The sequence below is a fragment of the Delftia sp. SD018 genome (assembly GCF_017355445.1).
Lineage (GTDB): Bacteria > Pseudomonadota > Gammaproteobacteria > Burkholderiales > Burkholderiaceae_C > Comamonas > Comamonas acidovorans.
On sequence record NZ_JADDRN010000047.1, the window covers coordinates 1 to 23,974 of the forward strand.

At 63.6% G+C, this 23,974-nt stretch carries 24 protein-coding genes and 1 pseudogene; 12 read left to right on the forward strand and 13 right to left on the reverse strand.

The features are described 5' to 3' along the window. Positions 1-253: 253 nt before the first annotated feature. From INR38_RS27215 to INR38_RS27225, 3 genes are all read right to left on the reverse strand, one after another. Positions 254-859: an ATP-dependent Clp protease proteolytic subunit gene (locus tag INR38_RS27215; protein WP_207476031.1), complete on the reverse strand. Its 606-nt coding sequence runs from the start codon at positions 857-859 to the stop codon at positions 254-256. 104 nt (positions 860-963) lie between these two features. Then, entirely contained in the window at positions 964-1,320 is a 357-nt protein-coding gene (locus tag INR38_RS27220; RefSeq protein WP_207476032.1) for an SRPBCC domain-containing protein, read from the reverse strand. Continuing rightward, the gene (locus INR38_RS27225; RefSeq protein WP_207476033.1) at positions 1,317-1,631 is read right to left on the reverse strand and encodes a metalloregulator ArsR/SmtB family transcription factor; all 315 of its coding nucleotides are present in this window, start codon (positions 1,629-1,631) and stop codon (positions 1,317-1,319) included. Before INR38_RS27225 ends, INR38_RS27220 begins: the two co-directional genes overlap by 4 nt. A gap of 238 nt (positions 1,632-1,869) precedes the next feature. On the opposite strand from INR38_RS27225, the gene INR38_RS27230 reads away from it, so the two are divergent. Next, the gene (locus tag INR38_RS27230) at positions 1,870-2,454 is read left to right on the forward strand and encodes a DUF4124 domain-containing protein (protein WP_207476034.1); all 585 of its coding nucleotides are present in this window, start codon (positions 1,870-1,872) and stop codon (positions 2,452-2,454) included. After that, on the forward strand, positions 2,455-2,754 hold the full coding sequence (locus INR38_RS27235) for a hypothetical protein (RefSeq protein ID WP_207476035.1): 300 nt from the start codon (positions 2,455-2,457) through the stop codon (positions 2,752-2,754). Positions 2,755-2,961: 207 nt separating this feature from the next. On the opposite strand, the gene INR38_RS27240 is transcribed toward INR38_RS27235, so the two are convergent. Next, entirely contained in the window at positions 2,962-3,267 is a 306-nt protein-coding gene (locus INR38_RS27240; protein WP_242699221.1) for a hypothetical protein, read from the reverse strand. A gap of 188 nt (positions 3,268-3,455) precedes the next feature. On the opposite strand from INR38_RS27240, the gene INR38_RS27245 reads away from it, so the two are divergent. Next, on the forward strand, positions 3,456-3,764 hold the full coding sequence (locus INR38_RS27245; protein ID WP_207476037.1) for a hypothetical protein: 309 nt from the start codon (positions 3,456-3,458) through the stop codon (positions 3,762-3,764). Positions 3,765-3,842: 78 nt separating this feature from the next. Here the strand turns inward: INR38_RS27245 and INR38_RS27250 are convergent, their stop codons facing one another. The 3 genes from INR38_RS27250 to INR38_RS27260 all read right to left on the reverse strand — a co-directional run bounded on the left by INR38_RS27250 (position 3,843) and on the right by INR38_RS27260 (position 7,683). Next, a complete protein-coding gene (locus INR38_RS27250; protein ID WP_207476038.1) occupies positions 3,843-4,565 on the reverse strand; it encodes a hypothetical protein in 723 nt (240 codons plus the stop codon). A gap of 83 nt (positions 4,566-4,648) precedes the next feature. Then, on the reverse strand, positions 4,649-5,497 hold the full coding sequence (locus INR38_RS27255; RefSeq protein ID WP_207476039.1) for a hypothetical protein: 849 nt from the start codon (positions 5,495-5,497) through the stop codon (positions 4,649-4,651). Between the two features lie 584 nt (positions 5,498-6,081). After that, positions 6,082-7,683, reverse strand: a complete 1,602-nt coding sequence (locus INR38_RS27260) for a Fic family protein (protein ID WP_207476040.1) — start codon at positions 7,681-7,683, stop codon at positions 6,082-6,084. Between the two features lie 351 nt (positions 7,684-8,034). Here INR38_RS27260 and hchA point away from each other — a divergent pair, with 351 nt between their 5' ends. After that, positions 8,035-8,883: a glyoxalase III HchA gene (hchA, locus tag INR38_RS27265; RefSeq protein ID WP_207476041.1), complete on the forward strand. Its 849-nt coding sequence runs from the start codon at positions 8,035-8,037 to the stop codon at positions 8,881-8,883. A 50-nt stretch (positions 8,884-8,933) separates the two neighbouring features. On the opposite strand, the gene INR38_RS27270 is transcribed toward hchA, so the two are convergent. Continuing rightward, positions 8,934-9,869: a LysR family transcriptional regulator gene (locus INR38_RS27270; RefSeq protein ID WP_207476042.1), complete on the reverse strand. Its 936-nt coding sequence runs from the start codon at positions 9,867-9,869 to the stop codon at positions 8,934-8,936. Positions 9,870-9,935: 66 nt separating this feature from the next. Here INR38_RS27270 and INR38_RS27275 point away from each other — a divergent pair, with 66 nt between their 5' ends. Beyond that, positions 9,936-10,718, forward strand: coding sequence for an SDR family oxidoreductase (locus INR38_RS27275; RefSeq protein WP_207476043.1), 783 nt, complete (start codon positions 9,936-9,938; stop codon positions 10,716-10,718). A gap of 62 nt (positions 10,719-10,780) precedes the next feature. Here INR38_RS27275 and INR38_RS27280 read toward each other — a convergent pair whose 3' ends face one another. Together INR38_RS27280 and INR38_RS27285 are read right to left on the reverse strand one after the other, a co-directional pair. Continuing rightward, a complete protein-coding gene (locus INR38_RS27280) occupies positions 10,781-11,818 on the reverse strand; it encodes an LLM class oxidoreductase (protein ID WP_207476044.1) in 1,038 nt (345 codons plus the stop codon). Positions 11,819-11,838: 20 nt separating this feature from the next. Further along, positions 11,839-12,462: a glutathione S-transferase family protein gene (locus tag INR38_RS27285; protein WP_207476045.1), complete on the reverse strand. Its 624-nt coding sequence runs from the start codon at positions 12,460-12,462 to the stop codon at positions 11,839-11,841. A gap of 117 nt (positions 12,463-12,579) precedes the next feature. Between INR38_RS27285 and INR38_RS27290 the strand changes: the two genes are divergently transcribed. From INR38_RS27290 to INR38_RS27300, 3 genes are read left to right on the forward strand one after another with little or no spacing between them, the layout of a single operon-like run. Next, complete coding sequence (locus tag INR38_RS27290; RefSeq protein WP_207476046.1) at positions 12,580-13,482, forward strand: LysR substrate-binding domain-containing protein; 903 nt, start codon at positions 12,580-12,582, stop codon at positions 13,480-13,482. Positions 13,483-13,511: 29 nt separating this feature from the next. Further along, positions 13,512-13,979, forward strand: a complete 468-nt coding sequence (locus INR38_RS27295; protein WP_013803782.1) for a MerR family DNA-binding transcriptional regulator — start codon at positions 13,512-13,514, stop codon at positions 13,977-13,979. Further along, positions 13,972-14,427 carry a PaaI family thioesterase gene (locus INR38_RS27300; RefSeq protein WP_207476047.1) on the forward strand — a complete coding sequence of 152 codons (456 nt, stop codon included), beginning with the start codon at positions 13,972-13,974 and terminating at the stop codon, positions 14,425-14,427. The genes INR38_RS27295 and INR38_RS27300 overlap by 8 nt, the downstream gene beginning before the upstream one ends. Positions 14,428-14,533: 106 nt before the next feature. On the opposite strand, the gene INR38_RS27305 is transcribed toward INR38_RS27300, so the two are convergent. The 3 genes from INR38_RS27305 to INR38_RS27315 all read right to left on the reverse strand — a co-directional run bounded on the left by INR38_RS27305 (position 14,534) and on the right by INR38_RS27315 (position 19,774). Then, a complete protein-coding gene (locus INR38_RS27305) occupies positions 14,534-15,835 on the reverse strand; it encodes a multidrug transporter MatE (protein WP_207476048.1) in 1,302 nt (433 codons plus the stop codon). A 454-nt stretch (positions 15,836-16,289) separates the two neighbouring features. Continuing rightward, positions 16,290-17,405 carry a 3-deoxy-7-phosphoheptulonate synthase gene (locus tag INR38_RS27310; protein WP_207476049.1) on the reverse strand — a complete coding sequence of 372 codons (1,116 nt, stop codon included), beginning with the start codon at positions 17,403-17,405 and terminating at the stop codon, positions 16,290-16,292. Between the two features lie 71 nt (positions 17,406-17,476). After that, a complete protein-coding gene (locus tag INR38_RS27315; protein ID WP_207476050.1) occupies positions 17,477-19,774 on the reverse strand; it encodes a hypothetical protein in 2,298 nt (765 codons plus the stop codon). Between the two features lie 189 nt (positions 19,775-19,963). Between INR38_RS27315 and INR38_RS27320 the strand changes: the two genes are divergently transcribed. The 4 genes and pseudogenes from INR38_RS27320 to INR38_RS27335 form a co-directional block, all read left to right on the forward strand. Continuing rightward, positions 19,964-20,707, forward strand: coding sequence for a GntR family transcriptional regulator (locus tag INR38_RS27320; protein ID WP_012203963.1), 744 nt, complete (start codon positions 19,964-19,966; stop codon positions 20,705-20,707). Beyond that, positions 20,704-21,522 carry a 3-hydroxybutyrate dehydrogenase gene (locus INR38_RS27325; protein WP_207476051.1) on the forward strand — a complete coding sequence of 273 codons (819 nt, stop codon included), beginning with the start codon at positions 20,704-20,706 and terminating at the stop codon, positions 21,520-21,522. The genes INR38_RS27320 and INR38_RS27325 overlap by 4 nt, the downstream gene beginning before the upstream one ends. 75 nt (positions 21,523-21,597) lie before the next feature. Further along, positions 21,598-22,914: a fumarylacetoacetase gene (gene fahA / locus INR38_RS27330; RefSeq protein WP_207476052.1), complete on the forward strand. Its 1,317-nt coding sequence runs from the start codon at positions 21,598-21,600 to the stop codon at positions 22,912-22,914. 150 nt (positions 22,915-23,064) lie between these two features. After that, positions 23,065-23,974: pseudogene (locus INR38_RS27335) on the forward strand (DUF2628 domain-containing protein); the annotation flags it as partial.

A 23,974-nucleotide genomic window follows, 5' to 3' on the forward strand; every position in this document is an offset into this window, starting at 1 on the left:
AAGAAACGTAGGCCAAAGAAAGACGACCCGAATGTCCGCGACCCTCCGCTTCGCTGCGGGCAACCTGCGTCGTGGCGGTTGCGGGGTTCGCCGTGAAACTCACTTCGCGCTGCGCGCTACGTTCAGACATCACGGCGAGTCAGATCACGAAGCAAGCCTGTCCTTCGGCAGGCTTGCAACCCCGCAACCGCCACGCCGCAGGCGCGGACATACGGGATTGGGGAGAAAGGCAGCCGCTCGCTGGCGCTGTGGCTCAGGGGGTTACTGTGCGTCGGTCCAGAACCTTGTCTATCAGGCCCCATTCGCGGGCCTCTTCTGCGGTCATGAAGCGGTCGCGGTCCAGGTCGCGTTCCACCTCTTCGTAGCTGCGGCCGCAGTGCTGTGCGTACAGGCGTGTCACGCGGTCCTTGGTGCGCAGCATTTCCTCGGCATGGATGCGGATGTCGGAGGCCTGGCCCTGCACGCCGCCCAGCGGCTGGTGCACGTGCAGGCTGGCGTTGGGCAGGGCCATGCGGTGGCCGGGCTCGCCGGCCATGAGCAGGAAGGAGCCCATGGACCGCGCCGTGCCCATGCACAGCGTGTGCACGGGTGACTTGATGAACTGCATGGTGTCGTACATGGCCAGGCCGCTGGTGATCACCCCGCCCGGCGAGTTGATGTAGAGGTGAATGGGCTTGTCCGGGTTCTCCGCCTCCAGGAACAGCAGTTGCGCGCAGACCAGGGCAGAGACCGCATCGTTCACCTCGCCGTTGAGAAAGATCACGCGGTCGCGCAGCAGGCGCGAGTAGATGTCGAAGGACCGCTCTCCGCGCGCCGACTGTTCGACAACCATGGGGACGAGCATCATCGTTTCGCGCATGGGCGAACTCCTGTGTGTGGTGGTGAAAAAAAGAAAGGGCTGCGGCCCTGCGCCGCATGCCCCGTTGCCCGGGCCCTCAGGCCGCGTCAATCAGGTCAGGTGCATCAGGTCGCGTACATCAGGAAGCCGCCGTCGTTGGCCGCTTCCCTGGCGGGCTGCACCCGCGCATCGGTCAGCACATGGACGATGCGCAGCAGCGTGCCGCCATCGGCGCCGGGGCTGATCTGCAGGTCCACCGTGCTTTCCAGAAAGGGCGGCTCCGCCTCGCGCAGCCGCAGGCGCAGTTCCTGCTGCGGCACCTGCTGCAAAGGCTCGGCATGCTCGGTGCCCGGCAGCCACTGCGCGCGCAGCTCGGGAATGCTCAGCGCGCGCCAGACCTTCTCGGGCGGGGCGTCCAGCACGTACTCCTGCACCAGCTCGCGGGCCGCATCGTCGGTGTCCATATCGCTCATCTTGTTCATTGGTCCATGTCCTTGAGCAGGCCCTTGAGTGCATCCACGCGCTGCGGCCAGTAGGCGCGGTACTTCGCCAGCCAGCCCGCAATCTGCGCCAGCCCGTCGGGATCGACCTCGTAATGCATGAAGCGCCCCTGGCGCTGCTCGCTCACCAGCCCCGCATTGCGCAGCACGGCCAGATGCTGGGACATGGCTGACTGGCTGATGTCCATCCCCTCGCGCAGCGCGCTGGCATGCATGCTGCCAGCGGCCAGCTTCTCGAAGATGGAGCGGCGCGTAGGGTCGGCCAGGGCCTTGAAAATGTCGTTCTCGGGCATGGCGACACTTTAGCAACCACTTATTTCAAATGCAAGCAGTCCATGGCAAACACCACCGACAAGGCCTGCTCAAGGAAGTCTGACTCGGCGGGTGAATTGGTGGGTTGAAGTGGCTGACGTATAACCGCTGCACGGGGCCGCAAAAGAGTCAGGAAACCCGTCATTTCCAGCCCCGCAGCGCATTGGCAAAGCCGAGGGCAAAGGCTCGCAGCAGCCAGTTCACTTCATTGGAGACTCAATGGCCCATTCATCCACTGGCGGCAGCAGACCTGCAAAGCGCACTTCCCTCAAGCCACCCCGAAACAAGACCGCTCTGCTGAAAAGCCTGCTGTGGATAGCGGCCGCAGTCGGCCTGGCCCCCGATGCCCAGGCCGTCATGAAATGCCTTGCCGACGGAAAAACCTGGTACCAGGATGCCCCCTGCCCGCAAGGCACCACCGCCAGGCCCATGCAACTGGACCCGCCCCCTGCAGCCATCGAGCCTTTGCGGGCCGCAATGCCGACCGAGCCCGCCACCAAGCCCGCGTCAGCCCCCGCACCACAGGCTGTATCGCCCTCCTCCATGCTGGAGGAAGAAGCGCGCATATGTCTTGACTGGTACCAGAACAATGCCGGCCTGCCCCCGGGCGCAACGTACCTGAGTGCCACCAAGGATCGCCGGGTGGTGACCCTCGTGATTGCCGCCCCCGTTTCCATGACAAACCACACGGGAGCCAGAGTGCAGGGCACGACGCAGACGCCAGCTTCCTGCGAGATCAACGGCGGCAAGATTAATGACGGATGGACACGCACTCATGCCAGGCGTGGCAACTGGATTCAGTGAATGCAGCCCCGCAGCAAAACTTTGAAATTCAACCCAATGGACACGCGCATCCTGCTTTTGCATCTGGAGCACCCGCTGCAAGCCTATTCAGGCAGTGCATCGCCCGTTGAAATCGTCCTGGCCGGCCTGGGCTACGAAGCCTCCGACTACTGGCCGGGCTTGGCCATCGAATGGCTGGAGCAAGGTGCACCAGTGAACGCTGAGGTGCTTCAAGCGCTGGCTCGGGTATCTGAGAACAAGCACATTTCCCAACGGATTCGGCATCGCAGCTTCGCCGTTCTGCACCGACATAAGGCGTAGCCGCATAGGGAACGGTTGCCAACGCCAGGCCTCTACCGTCGCCAAAAAAAAGAGCCAATCAGTACGAGTCTGCAGCGACGAGCATGGCTCTGTTCAAAACTCCGTCGCCACAGTGCACGAATTCATGGCTCCGGCGAACTGCAGCCTCCCAACGCACGCAGATTCCCTGCATGTGAAGCGCAGGCAATATGTTCGCGCACTCACCCATCACGACACCCCAGCAGACAAGCCCTCATCCGCAAACCGCTTGGCCGCCTTGAGCAGATAGCTCACGGCATAGAGGATGGGGTCATCGGCCTCGTCGCCATTCAGATGGTCCACCACCTCGACGGCATAGCCCAGATCCACCGCCGTGTCGTGCAGCAGGCCCAGCAGTTCCTTGTCCTGCGGCTCCAGCGACTGCGCCTGATCGGCCTTGGCGTAGTAGATGCGCAGCAGGTCGCGGCAGACGCAGTTGATGGCCGTGATGTTGTGGCGAGCGTGCAGGTCCAGAACGTCCAGAGCAGCGCCCATGTGGAGGACGGCGTCAATGACGAGGTCGTCGAGCCGAGGTGCGGCAGAAGCAGCCGATGAAGGATCGGGATGGTGAGGCATCCTGCGATGCTCGGTGAATCGGCGAGGGGCGTCTCTACGGAATTCGTAGAGCGGAAGCCGAGCCAGGATGGTTGTCTTTGGCTTGGATACGACAATGGCGGCCACCCGTGGAAATGTCTCACCGGATTGCGCAAATCCTCGGAGTGCCGACTGCCTACCTTTACTGCAAGGACGATGATCTTGCCGAAGTGATCCTGGCGCGGAGCAAGCTGGCTCGCGGCGGTCGGGCGCAGGAGAAAAAAGCTGTATTGGGGTTGATGGCTGGGCGGCAGGGGCGAACCAACTGCAGCCCCGATGACGGCATGTTGGCAGGATTAAGCGGCAAGAGATCGCTGGCTGCGTATCGATATCGCGAAGGGAGGCTGTTCTTCTCAGACGACGGCAAACGGCCAGGCGCGGACGTTGGTTGCGAGTAAAAGCGGACGCTCAACGTGGAGGTCACCGGCGCTGCGCGGCTCTATCGCGCAGCGTCCGGTGGACCGCAGGGTTAGTTTTCACTTTGAAAACCAGATGTCTAGAAACTTCTTTTCGCTACCTTTGAACCAAAGGTAAGCGGCGGACCATATTGAGCCGCAGAGCACCGACCAAAAGACGAACTGAATCCACGCACCAGCAGGCTTTTTTATTTTTGCGTCGTTGAATATCTTCACAAGCTCCTGAAATGGCTCAGTGAGACCAACAGCAAGGAAGAACATGATGCCGGCTGAAAATGCCAGCATTCCAAAGTACGCGACGAGCCACCACGAAGATTTTGGGTTTCCGACGGCGATTGGAGCGCCTACCGCTGCCTTGAATTCGCAATAGGGGACTCGGCGCGGTTCACTCCCCCGAAAGAACCAAGGGTGCGCCTCCCGCTTGGCACGCTCCCAGTCGTGCTTGAGTAACAGTGCCATACGGGCGGTGAATTCAATGAGATGGCCGTCGAGGTCAGTAGCCCCGGAGAATTTCTTGGAAATTTCGACAAGGGCTTTGTCTTCAGCATCAAACGGGTTTACGTTCAGTGCCAACTGGGCACATTGTCTTTCAACTTCTTTGGTATCTCCTTCGCGGGCGGCCTTAATGAGTGCGTCGGCAAGTGCGCGCATTGCACCGCGCCACTTGGCGCGTTCCTGCGTAACGTTCTCTACATGTATTTTTCGTTCGCTACTGCGAAGTGAAACGAGAGCAGCGACTAAGCCAGCCAAAACGGTGGATGACAAAACGGTAGAAAAGTCCAAGGCGAGGGGGCTCCTATGAAAGCTAACGTTTGACATGAGAGGCGGCGCCCGGCTTGCCGGGTGAGGTCCTCTCGATGGAGGGGTTAGGCCAGCGTGCGCTTGCGGCGGCCATCACCATGAACAAGTATCGGGAGCCAGTTCTTATCAGCTGCGACGTGCGCAAACTCCGCCTGAATCTGCTGAAGGGTAAAGAACGGTTCTGTCATATAGACCACGGCATAGAAGTGCTTCCAGTCTTCACTGCCTGCGTAACCGCGCATGTCTTCGTAGAAGCCACCAATGATCTTCTTCGCCTCTTCTTCGCTGACTGCGTATTTGTACTCTGCTGCTGCCTTTAGAGAACGAACCCCAATGTCTGGTTTGTAGGTCTTGGTTATCTGAGCAATTGGAATCTCTCGAACGGTGTCGGGGAAGACATGAATGAGCAAATCGTAGACGCACCTTCGGACTTCAGCTTCACTTGTCGGCTGCATCTTTCGGTCGTAAACGATCTTTGCGGTGTTCTGGAGGATACTCTCGAATAGTGAGCGTTGCTTTCGATCATCGCTTTCCTTTGCATCGACACCGAAAAGAGAAGAAAGAGTTCGGTGGTATTTCCAGAAGTAGCCCAAGACGTCACTGTGTTGCTCACCAACATATGGCAATGTGGAGAACGATGTGAGCTTTCCATCAAACTTTGCAAAGCCCGTTTTGAAGTCCTGCAAGAGACTCGTGTAGCCGAGAGACTCCAGAAGCAAGCAGATCGATATGTAAATGCGCTCAAGTTGCGACTCGAATGAAATCATCTCCATTTCATACTCTTCATCCGCGTAGTCGTTTTCCCCAGAAAGGCGATAGCTAAGTGCCTCGAGCTTGTTGACTGAGCTCCATCCCTCTGAGATTTGTTCGTCGATGTCTTTCAAGAGGGATTGGCAGAATGTTTTGTCGTTCATGTTGGAAGGCTTCAAGAAGGGGTTCGCGGGTCTAACGTAATGTAGACCGCAAACAAACGCAGGCCATATCTGTCGCTTGCGGTCCAAATTTGCACGCAAGAAATGCCGCAAGGGTCTTGCAGCCAAGCCTTGCGCCAGGTACACCGGACGAAAATACAGTACTAAAACCAGCCATGAAACCCGCCGCCTCTCCTGTGTTACGCGTCGCACGGTTGTTGAATCAGATCCACGAGCGAATTTGTAACAAGCACTATAACCTACGCACGGAGCATGCCTATGTGCAAGGTACGGTTTGCGACCTCGCGTGACATGGGCCAGCAGGAAGTCGAGGTTTTCAGACCATGTTGGCCAATGAGTGACGGCTTTCGAGCTTCTCGTTGGATGGCTGCTCAGGGTCGACAACCGACGGCTGGCCGCCAGATTCAGGCTGGTTGCGAACTGTGAGTTGATGCGCAACGAGCGACAGCCACCAAGCCTGAACCTGCCATTGCCTGCAAGCGCCATTCATGCAGAAACAGCAACCGGCTACGGCGCAAGTTGCATCCAGAGATCCGGAAGCCGAATTGACACGAGCTCTCAGGAATTCATCGGGCCACCACATCCAGGCGCGGCACCACCTCATCGTCATCATCGTCATCGCCGGGCAGCAGCTCAAAGGCCTTGAAGACCGCGCGCTCGACGCGCTTGGCCAGGTCTTCGTCGCTGAAGACCCCGGGGTACGTCTTGCGCAGCCTGCTGCTGACCTTCATGTTGGTCACCAGAGATCGGATGATCGTCGCATAGTCCTCATCACGGCCCTCGATGATTTCCTTGAGGCTGTCGCGTGCGGCGTCGTAACGCAAGAGGTACACGGCCTCGTCCTTGAGCCCGTGCAGGATCGAGTGGCGGATGACGTCAACCAAGTACTCGGACTGGAAGGTGAGGTCGGCATAGCGCCAGGTGGCCAGACCCCGACTCCAGTCGGCTACGTGCAGGTTGGACTCGACACCGTCTCCGTGTTTCACGGTCGCGCCGAACTTGCACATCGGATTCATCGTGACCATCAGCGGCCGTGAAAGGTGCTCCAAGGCGGTGTCATAGGCGGCGCGCCGCATGGCGTTCTCGCTGATCACCGCCGAGACCGGCAGGATCACCGGCGCTGGCAGGAAGCCATCGCGCCGAAGGATGTCGTTGATCAGGAAGCGCGAGAGCCGGCCATTGCCGTCACTCAGCGGGTGGATGTAGACGAAGCCGAAGGACAGGGCCGCCGCTCGCAGCAGCGGGCTTTGCCCACGGGTACGCTGCTCGAACGCACGCAGCCCCTCCATCATCTCGGCCATCATTTCATGGTGCGGCGCCAGGTAGTCGATCACGGGCTCGAAGATCGAGTTGGTGTGCCCGACAAAAACCGGGGACCGGCGAATGCCTAGCTTGGCGCCCACCATCTTGTCGCCCATGACGGCCCGCTGAATCAGCAGCATCCCCTCTTCCGTGAGTGCGGACTCGATCTTGCCGCAGTGCGTGCTCATGGCGCGCGCCAGACGGCGGATGCGGTCATCTTCCTTGCCCTCGGACTCGATGGCAAAGCTGGCCTTGCTCTCCTTGATGGTCAACCAGTTGACAGCACGCTCTATCGTCTCGAGCCCGAACTGATCCACCATGCTGTCGATCTCCGCGCGCAGTGGCGCTGGATCAGTCGGGCCTCGCTCCCCAAGGTCGACCATTGGGCAAAAGGCGCGGGTGCCTGGCAGGTTGTTGTTGATGCGCCAACGGCGCACCTTTTCCGCCGCCGTGGCGGTGAGGTACTGGGACGGGGCGAGCAAATCGACATAGTTCCCGCCGGCGTCGCCCACCCCAACCAGGATGGCGCCAGTGAGCCACTCATAGAGGAAGCCGCAGCGGCGCGCGTATGCACCCGTGGGTTCTTCCAGCACCCATTTGGCGATGGGCTCAGGTCCGGTGACTTCGAAAAGGCGGGTGAGAAAGTCCAGCTCGACGCCCTCATGCTTGAGTGCAAACGTCAAGTGCGCGCTCAGCGTCGCATCCGGCTGGTAATGGGCTGGGTACGTCTTGACCGTGAAGCCGTTTGACACCGCTCTGGAGCGCGCCGAGCCTATGACGCTGCGGACCCGAAAGGGCTGCACCGGCGCCACGTCGTACTCCTGCGACAGCCAGTTATATCCGGCGTATCCATCTACATTTTGCATACGGCGCCCTTGAAACAGTTATCTGCGCCATTCTCTACAACAAAACACTTACGATCAACGGCACGCGTCAAGGCCCGCACCAGATCGACGAACATGGCAGTCGGCGCCGGATTCGCTCCGCGCTAGGGTCACTTTTACTGCGAGGCATATTCGCCGCTCCCTTCAAGCGCCGCTCCCGTCCTGCGAGGCCATTACCGCGCGGTGGTTGGCTTGGCCACCCGAACATCCTGTCAAGCCGCTACAAGCGGAGCATCGACTTTGTCTGCACGGCATTGACGGAAATTCCTCACTGCCACAGGATTTTTGCCGCAGCATCGTTGGACCTTCCGCAACCTACCCGAGAGGTACCCCATGGCTGAACAAGCGACCCAGGACAAGCAACCTCAACCTGATCCGGCCGAGTTCAATGCGTTCTTTCCATCCCGCTACTCGCTCAGTCAGTTCACGTCGCCCAAGTCCGACCTGCGGGATGCCGACTACGCGACCACCTATCAAGGAAGCAAGAAGATCCTGATGATCGGCGCGGACGAGCGCTACCTGCTGACCGACAACGGCAGCTTCTTTTCCACCGGCAACCATCCCGTCGAAACTTTGCTGCCCATGTACCACCTCGACAAGGCCGGCTTCGCCTTCGACGTGGCAACGGTTTCGGGAAACCCCGTCAAGTTCGAGTTCTGGGCCATGCCCTCCGAAGACGAGACGGTCAAGGGCTTCTTCGACAAGTACCACCCGCAGTTCAAGCAGCCGTTGCGCCTGTCGTCTGTGCTTGCGCAGGGCTTGGAGCAATATGCAGCCATCTTCGTGCCTGGCGGGCATGGCGCGCTGATCGGCCTGCCCGACAGCCGTGACGTGGGGGCGGTGCTGGAATGGGCGGCCGCCAACAACCGGTTCGTCATCTCCCTGTGCCACGGCCCTGCCGCATTCCTCTCGGTTGGCGACAGCGACATCTACCGGGGCTACAAGATATGTGCTTTTCCCGACGCGCTCGATGCGCAGACCCCCGACATCGGCTACATGCCGGGTCACCTGACCTGGAAGTTCGGCGAAAGGCTCAAGGCCTTGGGCATCGAGATCGTGAACGATGGCATCTCGGGCGCGGTGCACCGGGACAGGCAGCTCATCACGGGCGACAGCCCGCTGGCTGGCAATGCGCTCGGCAAGCTTGCTGCCGAAACCTTGCTCGCGGAAGTCACGGCCTGAAGTAAACGTTTCCGTTTCGTGTTGTCAGCCGCAGCAAGGCGAAGTTCGGCTCAGGGTCGTTCCACTGTCGCCTTTTCCGCTGGCAGTTGCAGCCCATCGGCCAGCGCCACACCCAGCGCGTCAATGACCGCCCGCACGCCCGGCACGTTGCGGCGGTCGCGGTGATAGGCCAGGTACACCGGGCAGGACGGCAGTGGCGCGTCCACCTCCAGCCGTGCCAGGCCGGGCACGGCATGGGCCATGGCGTCGGGCAGCAGGCAGATGCCCTGACCTTGCTGCGTGGCCTCCTGGCGGGCCAGGTCGGAGCCGGATCGAAAGACGAATCGGGTGGCGCCCCGGCTGGTCAGCCACAGGTTGGAGGCGTCCTGCCGGCCGGTGGCGAGGTCCTGTCCCACGAAATCGTGGCAGGCGAAGTCCTGCACGCGCAGGTGGCGACCCGGCAGGCGCTGCTCGACATAGCCGTGCGAGGCGTACAGGCCAAACGTCAGTTGCCCCGCCCATTTCTCCACCACCACGGCCGAGCTGGAGCGCCCGACCCGGAGCGCGACGTCCACTTCGCGCCGCCCGACATCCGTGAAGCGCGACTCCACGGCCACTTCGATATGCAGTCCGGGGTGCGTGCTTCTCAACTGCGAGAGCACGGCGGTCACGGGCTTCACGAAGCCCTCGCCCATGCTGACGCGGATGGTGCCGGTCAGCGCATGGGCCTTCTCATCGGGCCGGTCGTCGCGCTTGATGCCGCCCAGTCCCAGCTCGAATTGCTCAGCCAGCTCCACCAGTTCCATTGCATCGGGCTCGACCGTCGTCCCTGCGCTGCTGCGGTGTACCAGGGCGCGGCCCAGGGATTGCTCCAGCGCCTCGATGCGCCGCGCGACGGTCGAGGTGGACAGGCCCAGGGCAGCGCCTGCGGCAAGCAGGCTTTGGTGGCGGTGAAGCGCCAGGAGCACGCGCAGGTCATCCCAGGTGGTGGGCGGTTGGTTTTTCATGAATGCAAATCAGCTTACCAGCGCTGCCCATTCCCAGGCGGGCACCCCGTCGCAATACTCGAGTGCATGAAAACCCCTTTTGATTTCTCCCAGAAAACCGTCCTGGTGACCGGTGCCTCCATGGGCATCGGCGAAGTATTTGCCAGGGAGCTTGCCCGCCGTGGCGCCAAAGTCGTGCTGATCGCGCGCAGCCGCGACAGGCTCGAAAAGCTCGCCCACGAATTGCCCGGCGCCGAATTCCTGGTCGAGGACCTGGCGACACCCGGGGCGGCCCGGCGGGTTTTCGAGGCCGTCAGCGCCAGGGGCCTGCTGCCGGATCTGCTGGTGAACAACGCAGGCTTCGGCACCCATGGCAGGTTTGATGAACTGGCGCTGGCCATGCAGCGGGAGGCCATCGACCTGAATGTGGGCGCCCTGGTGGAGCTGACGCACCTGTTGCTCCCCGCACTGGAGCAGCGCCAGGGCGGCGTCATCAACATCGCCTCCACGGCAGCGTTTCAGCCGGTCCCGTACATGGCTGTCTACGCCGCGACCAAGGCCTTTGTCCTTTCGTTCAGCGAAGCGCTCTGGGCCGAGTACCGGCCGCGCGGCGTGCGCGTGCTGGCGTTGTGCCCGGGCGCTACCGACACGGCGTTCTTCGCCCGCGCCGGCGAGGCCGCATCCTTCGGGAAAAAAGCGTCCAGCGAAGACGTGGTTCGCCTCGGACTGAAAGCCTTCGACGACAACCGCGCCTCGGTGGTGCACGGTTGCGCCAACTACCTGACGGCCCTGGTCGCCCGCGTTGCCACACGCGAGTTCATGGCCCGGTTCACGGCGCGCGTGATGAGGCCTGCAGCGCAGCCGGCTTGAATGCCCCCGGTCTCAGGGATGCAAGCTTGCCGCGGCCCGGCCATTCCTGCCCCGGCCTGCGTTCACCAGTCAGCCGCCACTGCCGTCAGCCCTTCGTGAGAGGGAAAGTGCGGCAGCACCTCCTGGGCCAGTTCCTCCAGCACCTCGGCGGGCGGGCGCTGTGACCACTGGATGCCCAGCGCCGCGTGGTTCACCCCCGCCGCCTGCCACTGTTCGAGCAATGCCACCAGTCCCTTGCGCCCGGTGCGCAGGACATAGCCCCCATGCAACGGGGTTGGGGGATGGCCGGGGTCATCGACCAGGTCGATCCACTCATTCGTCATGTGCGGGCGGAATGCGCCTCCAGGGATCAGGTCACGCCAGGCACGGATTTTTTCCGCCAGGTGCTGAGGCCCCCGGGGGGTATGGGTGGCACCGGGGTAGGTCAGCCAGCCATCTGCATGCTCTGCAATCCATGGCAGCGATTGGCCTGACGATCCAGTCACCATCAGCGGAATGCTCCCTGCAACGGGCTGGGGGAGAAACTCGGCACCTTCCAGGCGCCCCAGCGGGGAATCGATGTCCAGGAGCCCAGGCGGCATGAGCTGGCGCATATAGGCCACGGCCTGGGAAAAGCGCTGTGCCCGGGCCGCGTGTTCCAGTCCGTAGGCGGGAAACTCCATCGGCCTGTCGCCAGAGGCCAAGCCCATCACCAGCCGGCCGCCGGAGAGCTGGTCAATGCTTGTGGCGGCCTTGGCCAGGTCGATCGGATGGCGCAGGGAGACGATGGCGCTGCCCGTGGCCAAGGCGATCTTGCGGGTACGGGCAGCCAGGAAGGACAGGTAGGTGAAGGGGTCGAACACCTGCCCTGCGTCCCCGAACGAGGGATCGAACAAGGGGACATCGCGCACCCACACGGCGGCAAAGCCATGCTGGTCGATGCGGTTGACCAGATCGGCCTGCCCGCGCAGCACCGACATGTCGCCCTTGTAGCTGCGCAGCGGCAGGAAGATGCCCACGGTCAGCCGGTCTGGTGCAAACATGCGCCGATAGCCAGGGTGTGCGTAGAACGAGGCATAGGAAGCCCCACCCGTGCGCGGGGAGACAGGAGTTGCGTTCATTGTCTGGACCTGACTCGTGTTCATGCGCCGGTTGCCGGTGCCGGCAGCGTGATGCCCTTGCGCACCGCAGGTCGGGCCGCGACCCGCTCATGCCATGCGCTCAGATGGCGGTGCCGGCTGAAGTCGAAGTGGATGATTCGCGCGATGTGCATCCAGCCGAAATGGGCAATGTCTGCAATGGAGTAGCAGTCGCCCGCCAGGTAGGGGCTGCCTTGCAACGCGTGGTCCAGCACCGTGAACGCCTCCTCCGTCAGGCGCCGGTAGCGTTCGATTGCGGCAGGAACTGGGCTGTCCGCGAACAGCTCGAAGTGCACGCGCTGGCCCAGCAGCGGCCCGACACTGGACGCATGGAATTGCAGCCATTTGATCGCCTCCCAGCGGGCCTGCAGGTCCTCTGGCAGCAGCTGTCCGGTCCTGTCGGCCAGGTACAGAAGAATGGCCGCTGACTCAAACAACACCACCCCCGTCTCGGTGTCCGTGAGCACGGGAATGCGGCCATGGGGATTCAGCGCCAGAAAGGCCGGCTGCCGGTGCTCGCCTTCATCGATGCGCACATGGTGCAGCTGGTAAGGCAGCGAAAGCTCTTCAAGCGCAATGGTCACCTTGAAGCCATTGGGGGAGCTGTCTGAATAGAGATGGAGCATTTGAATTTTAGATAAACTGAATTCATAGAATCACTGGAAAGACTTATTCTCAACAGATATACATCTAGTTAAAAGCGATGATTTCTGCTCCATGAATTTAGTAAATCTAAAAATAAGATGACCTATCCATTGCAGGCGCTGCGCACTTTCGTGGAAGTGGGGCAGCGCAAAAGCGTCAAGGCTGCGGCGCAGGCCCTGCACGTCACGCCCGGCGCCGTCAGCCAGCAGATCCGCGTGCTGGAAGACCGCCTGGGAGTGGTGTTGCTGGAGCGTGAGCGCCTTGGCATGCGGCTGACCGAGGCAGGCGCCAGCGTGTTCCCCAGGCTGCGCGAAGCGTTTCTTCAAATCGACCAGGCCATGCACGACCTGGAAAGCACCAAGGCAAGACGGAGCCTGACCGTCAGCACGGTCGCCACGTTCGCGGCATCGTGGCTGGTGCCCCGGCTGGGGCGTTTCAAGCAATTGCACCCGGACATCGAAATCCGCGTGGAGGCCACGTCGGAACTGGTGGACCTGCGGCGCGACCGGGTGGACGTGGCCTTGCGCCATGGGCTGGGAGACTATCCGGGGCTGGAGGTTCTCCCCCTCATGGCACCGGTTCTGACGCCCGTCGCCTCGCCGGGATTCCTGAAGGCGCACGGGGCAGTGATCCATGAGGCCGGCGATTGCCTCAGCTACCCCCTGCTGCATGACGGCGACCGCGCAGACTGGCCGCTCTGGCTGAAAGCGCATGGCGTGGCCGACGACATGCGCGCGGAGCGCGGCAGTGCCTTTGACGATGACTTCCTGCTGATCCGTGCGGCAGAGGCTGGCCAGGGCCTGGCGCTGGTGCCGCAGGCCTATGCCCAGGAAGAAATCGCGGCGGGCCGGCTCATCCAGGTGCTGGACAAGCAATGGCCCGCAAGGTTTGCCTACTACGCGGTGACGCGGCCCGGAGCGGCCGACCGCCCCGAAGTGCGCGCGTTCCTGGAATGGATTCGCGACGAGGCGGAAAAAAACCTGTCACCTCCCCAACCCTAGCCCAGCACAAGCCTTGCTAGCCTTGGCACATGCTGATCTCCGAACTCGCCCAACTCACGGGCGTCTCCATCCACGCGCTGCGGCACTACGAGCGCGCGGGCCTGCTCAAGCCCCGGCGCCTGCCCAATGGCTACCGCGACTATCCGCGCTCGGCCCGGCGCGAGGTGGTGTTCATCGCCATGTCCCGCGCGCTGGGGTTCGGGCTGCCGCGCATTGCGGAGAACCTGCGCGCCTGGCGTGCGGGGCGCATAGGCCCCGGTGACCTGGCCGATGCCGTGCAGCAGCGTGTGCAGGAGATAGACGAACAGATCGCCGCGCTGCAGGCCCAGCGCGCCCAGGCCCTGGACCATGTGCAGTGGCTGCGCGCCCGCCAGGCCGAGCGGGATCTGGCGCAAACGGCATCGACCCCAGCCAGGACCCCCGACAAACCCGCCGCGCCCTGGCCGCGCGTGCGCCGTGCCGCTTCACCCACCACGAAGGAGACAAGCCATGACTGAGCCGACCACCCACCCCACCCCATCCACCCATGCGCTGCAGAAGGCCGTGCTGGCCATGCCCATGGCGCGCACCCTGGGCCTGCGCTTCGTGCGGGCCGAGCCCGGCGCCACCGAGCTGGAGATGCCGATTGCCGATGCCCTGTGCTTTCAGCCGGGCCAGTTGCAGGCCACGGCGATCTTTGCGCTGGGCGACTTTGCGGCGGTGTCGGCCGCAGGTTCACTGCTGCCTGCTGGCTGGGCCAATGCCACGGTAGACGGCAGCGTGAAGCTCTTCGCGCCCGCACGCGGCACCCACCTGCGGGCGCGCGGCCGCGTGGTGGATTCCGGCCGCGTGCTCAGCATCTGCGCAGCCGACCTGTACGCGGTGGCCGAGGACGGTCATGAAACGCATTGCGCGACCTGGCTGGGCACGGCGCGCAATCTGGAGCCCAGGCCAGCGCGGGCCTGAGGGCGCTCCCGCCGCCTCCCCACCCCGTATGTCAGCGCCTGCGTCGTGGCGGTTGCGGGGCTGCGAGGTTGTCGAAGGGCAGACGACCTCGCCAAGGCCACCACGGCTACAAGCTTTTCTTCAAGCCAATCTTCTCTTCAGATAGAGACTCTCGCCTATTGTGAATAAGCAATATCAACAGAGCACAGGACACGAGAGAAGAAACCGAGAAAATATAGTTGATCATGGAATAACTGGAGCCATGGAAGCCCAATGACATTGGGGCAAAGAATATCACTGCATAAATAGTCCAGAAAATCATTCTTGATGACCAATAAAGACCTAGCCCGCCAGAAATTGCTGCCGCATAGAAGAACACCACATCCGTAGTTCCTTTGCACACCAAGGAAAGGAATCCCTCACCGACAATTTGAAAACCATTCGCTTCTGATATTTCATAGAACAGCATGAATACAGCCAATGCAACAACTGGGATAATGGCACAAAAAATCATCAATGACGATGAATCTTTGATGAACTGAAATTGCACTGCCCATTTCCCACGATTTTTGGATATCTCCATTGCCAGAAGAGCACAGACTCCCATGGCAGGCAGTTCTGCCAGCAGCAATATGGCAGAAGCTTGAGATTGAATTGCAGAATACATTGCACCCAGCCCTGCAACAGACATTGACAATATATAAAGCAGATATTTCCCAAAGAACGCATTGGCATAGCCAGGGATTAAGACGGAAAATATTCTTCTGCCAGGCAATACACGAAAATTGAATGAAAATCTGAATTGACAGTATTTCCGCATCAAAGCATATGCGGCAACGGAAAAAATGATGTCATTGAACAGATAGGCCAGAGCGACCGAATCATCACTCATCCACTCATTCTTCGCAAGCAGCGCCAGCACAACAATCACACAGGCTGCATGGAAAAAAACCTGCCACATTCTGAATTTTGCAACGATGGCAGTATGTGATCTTGACTCAAGAACGCAGCCGCATACATTGATGATTCCGAAGAAGGGAATACACAGAATTATCAATCTTGCCTGGGATATGGCTCCATCCAACAGTTCCTCTGGCAAACCGGATATCAGGGTTTTCGAGATAACAGGAAGCCAATACACCAGAATAAAACAAAACCCGGTGTACAGAAATACCAGCCAAAACAGCAAACTGATGAGCGAGTCCGATTTCTCCTTCTCTTTGCTGGCAGCCATTTCCGGAAAAAAGATGGAACCAATACTCGCGGGCAACACAAAGAAAAGTGATGCAAAGGAAAGGGCTATGCTGAATTGGGCAACGAGAGTCGAGCTATAAAAACTAATGGCAAAAATGGTGACCATGGAGGCAAGCGGTGGGGCGGAGCGCCCAACTGCAAGATCAAATACCCGCTTTGCATCGCCAGGCCTCATACCTATCCCTCCTCCGCAGAATCAAAACCCATGATATATGACTCGAATTCTTTGAAATGAAGATCCTGCTCTTCTTTGATAGAGCCATTCATTTCCCTTGTCCTTCGCCCCTCTCATCCCGGAATATGGACCACCAAAACAATGGCGACCAAATATATTGGTGCAATCCTCGAAATACATCTGGATGCAGCAATAGAAGAATCTTTCAATTCGATATGAATAAATCAATCATTCATTGCAAAAATGCATGATGCAATCGGACTGATCTGAAAGTCTTGATGCACAGCCTGTGCTGCACCAGCGCCTGAATTGAATTCGCAGTCTGCCAACCCTGCTTTTACATCGGCGGCTCATATGCATGCCACTGCGCTGTGGCGATTGCATTGCAGTCCTGCCGAAGGACAGGACTGCCCCATTGCCTGACGCGGGTCCAAAACAGACCCGGCCAGTCAACTCACCCCCGCAGCTTCGCCCGCCGCGCCTTCACCGCCGCAGCCAACTGCTCCAGCACAGGCAGGGTCTGCTCCAGGCTGATGCAGGCATCGGTCACGGACACGCCATGCACCAGCGGCTGGCCGTCCACGATGTCCTGACGCCCTTCCTGCAGGTGGCTTTCGATCATCAGCCCCGTGATGCGGGCATCGCCACTGGCGATCTGCTGGGCCACGTCGGCCGCCACGTCGATCTGGCGGCGGTGCTGCTTGCTGCTGTTGGCGTGGGAGACATCGATCATGACCTGCGGGCGCAGGCCTGCGCCTTCCAGCAGGGCGCAGGCGGCCTGCACATGCTCGGCGCCGTAGTTGGGCTGCTTGCCGCCACGCAGGATGACGTGGCAGTCGCCATTGCCGCGGGTCTCGAAGATGGCGGACTGGCCCATCTTGGTCATGCCCATGAAGGCGTGGGGCGCGCTGGCCGCCTGGATGGCGTCGCTGGCCACCTTGACGCCGCCGTCCGTGCCGTTCTTGAAACCCACGGGGCAGGACAGGCCGCTGGCCAGCTGGCGGTGGCTCTGGCTTTCCGTAGTGCGCGCGCCGATGGCGCCCCAGCTGACCAGGTCGCTGATGAATTGCGGCGACAGCAGGTCCAGGAATTCCGTGCCCACGGGCAGGCCCAGGGCCAGCACGTCCAGCAGCAGGGCGCGGGCCATTTCCAGGCCTTCGTTGATGGCGAAGCTGCCGTCCAGGTGCGGGTCGTTGATGTAGCCCTTCCAGCCCACGGTGGTGCGGGGCTTCTCGAAGTAGACGCGCATGACCACGAGCAGCTCGCCGGCCAGGGCGTCGGCCTGGGCCTTGAGCTGGCGCGCATAGTCCATGGCCTGGTCGTGGTCGTGGATGGAGCAGGGACCGACGACGACGATGAGCCGGTCGTCCCGGCCCTGCAGCACGTCCGAGATGGCGGCGCGGCTGGTTTCCACCAATTGCTGCGCGGCTTCGGGCGCGGGCAGCCATTCCTGCAGCAGGGCCGGGGTGATCAGGGGGCGCACGGCCTTGATGCGCAGGTCGTCGATGCGGGTGGTGTCGTGCGTGCTCAGGGGCACGGCACTGCGTTGTACGTGGGTGGGGGTGGTCATGGCGCTATTGTCGCGCCTTGAGGTTTCCCGACCGGGGCGGGCAAGTGGCTTGCCCGCCCCTTGGCATCGACTTACTGAGCCGCCGCTGCAGGTGCCGGTGCTGGTGCTGGTGCTGGTGCTGGTGCTGGTGCTGGTGCTGGTGCTGGCGCAGGTGCGGACTCTGGCGAAGCCGGCGCAGCCGGCACAGCGGCCGGTGCCGCGCCGTACTGCCAGCCGGCGGGCAGCAGGCCATCGACCCAGTGCAGGCGCCAGGCCATCAGCGCCAGCAAGGCCGCCACGGCCAGCGCCACCAGGGTGTTGCGCAGGCCATTGCCTTCCGCATAGGGGTCGCCCGCCGTGCGCCGTGCGCCCACCGGCACCTTGGCGGTCTGCGACAGGCTGCGGCCCAGCGGCAGGTTGATGCGCATGCGGCCGTTGATGGCCCAGCCGCTGGCGTCCAGGATGGGCCCCAGGCTGCGCTGGCGCAGCTTGAGCCAGGCAATCATCATGCTGGGCCCGGAGATGGCCGCGATGAGGCCGACCAGGGCCACGGGAATCCAGGGCCCCAGGTCGATGAACTTGCCGAAGATGCCCACCAGCACGGCGCTGATGGAGCCCAGCGCCACGCCCAGGGCGGCCACGGTGCCCACATCGGTCTTGCGCGATGCGGCCGCAGCGGTGGCAGCCGTGGCGGCTGTGGCGTTGGCCGCAGCGGTGCCGGGCGCCGTGACCAGTTGGCCGGCCTGTGTGCCCAGGCTGGCGGTCACGCCCTCTTCCTTGGCCGAGGCGCGCTTGGCCACCTGTTCCTCCACCATGCGCAGGAATTTCTTGTAGGGCAGGAAGAAGGCCTGGCCGATGCTGGTGGGGTTCTCGATGAGCTTGACGATGGTGGCGTCCCAATCGTTGCCCGCGCGGTCATAGAACACGCCGTTGCGGCCCACGAAGAGAAAATCCACATCGCCCGCCGTGAAGGCCGCGACGATGGCTTTCTTCTTGCCCTCGCGCCGCAGCTCGCAGTAGGCCAGGCAGGTCTTGGCACGGCCGGCCAGCGCGGCGTGGGCGGCGGTGTCGCTCACTTCCACGGTCAGGTCGCAGCTGCGCGCATCCAGATAGAGCGTGCCGGCCTGGAAGGCCGCGCCCTCGCGCCGGTAGAAGCTGCTGAACGAGACGAAGTTGTTGAGCAGCACCAGCAGGTCGCGCTGCAGGCGGATGAGCTTTTCCAGCGCCACGGCCTGCAGGCTGTGTTCCTTTTCGGACTCGTCCTGGGCGATGAGGTCCAGCAGCGCGGCTTCCTGCCCGCCGTCCAGCAGCGCCTGCACCTCCTGTTGAGGCAGGGCATCGAGCGGCGTGGCGGGACGGGCCGCCAGCCATTGGCGGCAGGGCTGCAGGGCGGCCTTGACCTGCTCCCACTGCGCGGCGGTGATCTCCTGCAGGTCTTCGCCCAGCACGGGCTGCACGGCCTGCTCGCGCAGGGCCTGCAGCGCACCGGCCCAGGCGGGGTTGACGCCCTGGGCCAGCGGCAGCGCGCGGTCGGCCGCCACGGCGGCCAGCGGCAGGGCGGCAATGGCCTGGGCGCCGCTGTCCAGCACTTCGCGGCCCAGGGCGGCATAGCCTTCGATGGAGGGGTTGAGCGGGTCCTGCGCGCGCGTGTCGAAGGCGGCCAGCCGCGTGCGTGCGAAGAAGTCGTCCACCTTGGCCTGCACCGCGTCCACGGCGCGGGCCGCCGCCAGGGCCTGGTCGCGCTCGGCAATGCCGCAGCCCAGGGCCTCGGCGCCTGCATGCCAGTCGCGCAGGGAACGCAGGTCGGCATAGAAGGACTCGGCCTGCTTGCGTGCGATGCCGGCCACGCCATCGGCGCCCGCCGCCGTGCCATAGGCCTTGCCGATGCGCTCGACCAGCGCGGCCAGCGCCTTGTCGTCCCCGGCGGTGGCGGGGCTGACGATGCCGTCGCCATTGAAGCGCATGGCCGCCAGGGAGGCCAGGCGCTCGCGCACCTGGGCCAGGCTCAGCGCGGCGCCGCCGGCCTGGCCGGACAGGGCCAGCATGCGCTCGGCCTCGGCATGCAGCAGGGCGCCCTGCTCGCTGTCGCGCTCCAGGCTGGACAGTTGCAGCACGTCGCCGCCATCGGCCAGCACCTGGGGGTCACGCACGCGCGCCACGGCCCATTGGCAGGCGGCGATCAGTTCGGGCGGGCGGATGCGGCCGTCCTTGTCCTCGTCGATCAGGTCCAGCGTGTCGCTGTCGAACTCGATGCCGCGCGTGGGGCAGGCCAGGGCCACCCACAGCTTCTGGTCCAGCTCGCCGATGTGCGCAATGTCCTGCCCGGTGCGGATGACCACCTGGTCCACTCCACCGGCGCGAAAAAACTCCCAAGCATGTTGCTGCTGCATGAAATACCCAACGGCCGCTCTGGCCAACATTCAAAAAACGAAAACGAAAAACCGAAAAAGGGCCGCAGTTTAAAAGTCATTCGGCCTGCTCAATTGAAGACATTTGTCAACGATGGGCGTCAGCACAGGCTGTCAGGGCTGGCGCTTTGTGTGAAAATAAAAGCACTGAATAGATACTTTATTGCCTCCATGCCCTCCAACTCCACCGCGTCGGCCCCTCAACAAGGCCGGGACAAGCTGCACCTGCAGCTGGCGCGGCTGTTCCGCAGCAAGGTGTCCACGGGCGCCTGGCCCGTGGGCAGCGCCATTCCCACGGTGCAGGAGCTGGAGGCGCTGCATGGCGTGTCGCGCACCACGGTGCGAATGGCACTGGGCGCCCTGGTGGCAGAGGGCCTGCTGCTCACGCGCAAGCGCGGCGGCACGCGGGTGATTGCGGCGCCCTACAAGCCGCCGTCCTTCCTGCTGCCCACCAGCTGGAAGGAGCTGGTGGCCTTTGGCGCCCACATCGGCCAGATCACCCTGCACACCGGGCGCGACTGCCTGCCGCCGATTCCTGAAGGCTTCCCCGACGTGGGCCGCATGGCCCCCGCCTACGTGCACCTGCTGCGCGTGTACGACCATGACGCGGCGCGGTTCTGCCTGTCGCAGCTGTATCTGGAGCAGGAACTGTTCCCCGAGATCGAGGCCCAGCTGGAGCGCAGCTCCCTGGCCGTGGCCCTGAGCAGCGACCCCTCGCGCATTGCCGTGGCGCGCCAGCACCTGAGCGTGGCGCCGGCCGACGAACTGGCCGCCGAGCACCTGGGCGTGGCCCTGGGCACGCCGCTGATGCAGGCGCTGCGCTGGGCCTGCAATGCCGACGGGCTGCTGATCTACTGGGCGCGGGTCCGCTTTCTCAGCGAGTACGTGCATATGGAAATGGATCTCCTGAAATGAACCCGACTTCCTCATTCCCCGCTTCACGCCCGCATGCGGGCCGCGTGGCCTGGATCACCGGCTCGACCAGCGGCATCGGCCTGGCCGTGGCGCGCCATCTGGCCAGCGAGGGCGCAGCCATCGCGCTGCATGGCCAGGCCGCCGCTTCTGCCGAGACCGATGCGCTGGTGCGCGAGATCGCCCACACGCATGGCGTGCCGGTGCGCCACTACGGCCTGGACCTGCGCGACGGCAGCGCCATCGCACCGCTGGCGCAGCGCATTGCGGCCGAGATGGGCGCCATCGACATCCTGGTCAACAACGCAGGCATGCAGCATGTGAGCCCGCTGCTCGAATTCCCGGCCGGCAAGTGGGACGAGCTGCTGGCCGTCAACCTGTCGGCGCCCTTCCACGCCATCCAGGCCTGCGCACCGCAGATGCTGGAGCGCGGCTGGGGCCGCATCATCAATATCGCCTCGGTCAGCGGGCTGGTGGGCGTGGCGCGCAAGCCGGCCTATGTGGCCAGCAAGCACGGGCTGATCGGGCTGACCAAGTCGGTGGCGCTGGAGTTCGCCACCACGCCCGTGACCTGCAACGCCATCTGCCCCGGCTGGGTGCTGACGCCGCTGGTGCAACGACAGATCGATGCGCTGGCAGCGCGCGAAGGGCTGGATGCCGAAGCGGCGGCGCGCCAGCTGCTGGGCGCCAAGCAGCCTTCCCAGGCCTTCGTGACCGTGGAGCAGGTGGCGGCGCTGGCCGGTTTCCTGGCCAGCGAGCAGGCCGCCCAGGTGCGCGGCGCACACTGGAACATGGACGGCGGCTTTGCCGCTGCCTGAGCCGGCCACGCCTCGCCCTGCCCCGCCAAACACCTTTTCATACCAACGACAGACAAACCCAACCAGGAGAGACAGATGTCCTTGAACGAAACCCATGACGCAGGCCTGCGCAGCTGGGTGGCCTCGGCCAATACCGGCGCCAGCGACTTTCCCATCCAGAACCTGCCGTTTGCGGTGTTCCGCCGCGCAGGCAGCCAGGAGGCCTGGCGCGGCGGCGTGGCCATTGGCGACCAGGTGCTGGACCTGGCGCGTGCCAGCGCCCTCAAGGCGCTGGGCGATGCCGTGCAGCCGCAGCTGGAAGCCGCTTCGCAACAGCGCCTGAACGGCTTCATGGCCATGGGACCAGCCGCCTGGTCGGCCCTGCGCCTGGCGCTGTCGCGCGCGCTGCGCGAAGGCGCTGCCGCACAGGCGGCACTGCAGGATTGCCTGGTGGCCCAGTCCGACGTGGAGTACACGGTGCCGGCCCAGGTCGGCGACTACACGGACTTCTACACCTCGGTGCACCACGCCACCAACGTCGGCAAGCTGTTCCGCCCGGACAACCCGCTGATGGAAAACTACAAGTGGGTGCCGATTGGCTACCACGGCCGTGCGTCCAGCCTGCGCGTGTCGGGCGTGGACTTCCGCCGCCCCATGGGCCAGCTGAAGGCGCCCGACGCCGCCGCACCCGCGCTCAAGCCCTGCGCACGCCTGGACTATGAGCTGGAGATGGGCATCTACACCGGCGCGGGCAACGCCTGGGGCGAGGCGATTTCCATGGACGAGGCAGAGAACCACATCTTCGGCCTGTGCCTGCTCAACGACTGGTCGGCGCGCGACATCCAGGCCTGGGAATACCAGCCGCTGGGCCCCTTCCTGTCGAAGAACTTCGCCACCACGGTCTCGCCCTGGGTCGTGACGCTGGAGGCGCTGGAGCCCTACCGCACGGCCTTCACGCGGCCCGCCGCAGATCCCCAGCCCCTGCCCTACCTGAGCTCGGCCGCCAATTCCGAGCGCGGCGCGTTCGACGTGCAGTTGAGCGTGGCGCTGGAGACCGGCCGCATGCGCACCGAAGGCCAGGCCGCCCAGCAGATCACCCACACCAGCTACCGCCACGCCTACTGGACCATGGCCCAGTTGGTGGCCCACCACAGCGTCAACGGCTGCGACCTGCAGCCCGGCGACCTGCTGGGCACGGGCACGCTGTCCGGCCCGACCTCCAGCGAGGCCGGTGCGCTGCTGGAGCTGACCGAAGGCGGCAAGAAGCCCGTGGCCCTGGCCAATGGCGAGAGCCGCACCTTCCTGCAGGATGGCGATGCCGTGATCCTGCGCGGCTGGTGCGAGAAGCCGGGCGCCGCGCGCATCGGCTTCGGCGAGTGCCGCGCCACCGTGCTGCCCGCGCGCCAGGCCTGATGGCAAAGGCAGATTGATCGGGGCCGATGGAGCGGCCCGATTGATCTGCGCGATTGATCTGCGCGATTGGTCTGACCGATTGATTCACCCGATCGATCCGCCCGAATGTCGTGATTCCGACAGCCATGAGTGCATGACACAATTGCTGACATGCCCGCCCCATCGGAAGACGCCATCTCAGCACCTCCCGCCACCATCGACTTCGGAAGGCAGGCGGCCCCTGCCCGGCAGGAGCCCGCCTTTGCCGAGCCCGGCAGTGCCAGCAGGCCCGACACGGCCGACTCTCCCAAGAGCCCCAGCAAACTGCCGCCCTCGATAGCCAGCGCCTTCGCTGCCGCAGCCTATGCGCTGCAGCACGGCGATGACGCCGCGGCCCCCAACGAGCGGGCAGGCGTCGGCGCACATGCCGGCGCCACCAGCTTCACGGGCGGACAGGGCACCGGCCTGATGCCGGGCCTGTACGCCAGCCTGATTGGCGAGCCCTCACGCGACTACTACCTGCGCCTGTTCGAGCGCTTCGACGCGCTGGGCAAGCCCTTGCCTACCTGGAACCTGGCCGCAGGCCTGTTCACCCTGCCATGGTGCGGGCTGCGCGGGCTGTGGCAAGAGGGCGGCCTCTATGCGCTGGCCGCCGGCGGCACGGGCCTGGTCTGGGGCCTGCTGCTGCGCCCCGCGCTGGGCCTGCCCCCGGCGATTGCCCACGGCATCGATGCCACGCTGATCCTGCTGGCCATTGCCATTCCCGGCCTGGGCGCCAATGCCCTGTACTGGCACCATGTGCGCCGCCACACGCTGCAAGCCATTGGCGAGGCCCCCAACATGGCCGCAGCGCACGAACGCCTGGCCCGCCGCGCGGCCACGCCCCTGCGCAAGCGGCTGGCCGTGGCGGCCGGTGCGGTGCTTGCCGCCGCTGCCGGTGCAGCCATCTGGGCGCTGTCGGGCATGCCACATTTCCTGGCGGCACAGACCGAGGTGATCCCGTCCGAAGCCAGACCGGCCGCTGCACCAGTTTCGCCAGCTGCACCAGCCGTGGCGCCAACGCCCGCCGCAGCCGTAGCTG